The sequence below is a fragment of the Rhodosalinus sp. FB01 genome, assembly GCF_041365715.1.
Lineage (GTDB): Bacteria > Pseudomonadota > Alphaproteobacteria > Rhodobacterales > Rhodobacteraceae > Rhodosalinus.
On sequence record NZ_JBGFSH010000030.1, the window covers coordinates 1 to 1,011 of the forward strand.

Annotated in this window: 1 protein-coding gene; it reads left to right on the forward strand. The window is 20.1% G+C overall.

Annotation, left to right across the window (positions count from 1 at the left end):
- Positions 1-381: 381 nt before the first annotated feature.
- Positions 382-564: a proton-conducting transporter membrane subunit gene (locus AB6A65_RS16355; protein WP_101335831.1), complete on the forward strand. Its 183-nt coding sequence runs from the start codon at positions 382-384 to the stop codon at positions 562-564.
- The last annotated feature ends 447 nt before the right edge of the window (positions 565-1,011 follow it).

Sequence of the window (1,011 nt, forward strand, 5' to 3'; positions counted from 1 at the left end):
TATATATTATTAGATTTCATTTAGTTATAAATAGAGATGATTGGTTTTTGTTATGATTAGGTTTAGAGATTAATATAATAATTTTTATTATATTAATATATAAAGAAAGAAGTATATTAAAGATTGAGTCTTGTTTGAAGTATTTTTTTATTCAAAGAATAGGATCAGCTGTTTTAATAAGATGTTTTTATTTAAATAAGGAGTGAGTAGATTTTGTTGTTTGTTTATTATTGGGTTATAAGATTGGTGCAGGTCCTTTTTTTTTTTGGTTTCCTTCGGTTTGTTCTGGTTTATCGTGAATGTCTTGTTTTATATTAATATCTTTTCAAAAATTAATTCCTTTGATAATTATGAGAATTTTTATTTCTTATGTNATCGTGAATGTCTTGTTTTATATTAATATCTTTTCAAAAATTAATTCCTTTGATAATTATGAGAATTTTTATTTCTTATGTGATTTATATGATAGTAGTGGTTAGATTATTTTTTGGAGTTTTTGGATGTTATAATCAAAGGAATTTTAAGCAGTTAATTGCTTATTCTTCTGTGTATCATATAGGCTGAATTATATTATGTAATTTTTCTGATGACTTAAGTTGATTTGTATATTTATTATTATATTCTTTAATAATTTTTCCAGTTATGAAATTTTTTAGATTTTTATTATTTGAAGATTTTACAATGTTGATAAAAATAAAATATAAGGGTTGGTTGATTTTAATGGTATTAAGAATAGCTGGGATACCTCCTTTATTAGGATTTTTTTTAAAGTTGTTTGCTTTTATAATGATTTTTAAATATGAGTATTATTTTATAATGTTTTTAATTTTTTGTTCTGTAGTAATGTTTTATGTATATTTTCGTATGATTTATGATGTTTTAATGAGATATTATGATAATATGAATTGAATAAATTTTACTATAATGTATAATAAAAATAATTATTTAATTATAATTAATATTGTAGGGTTAATAATGGGAGTTTTTTTAGTTGTTTTTTTTGTTATATAG

Coding starts and splice junctions, on each gene's coding strand:
- AB6A65_RS16355 (WP_101335831.1), top strand. CDS start 382: ATGTCTTGTTTTATATTAATATCTTTTCAAAAATTAATTCCTTTGATA.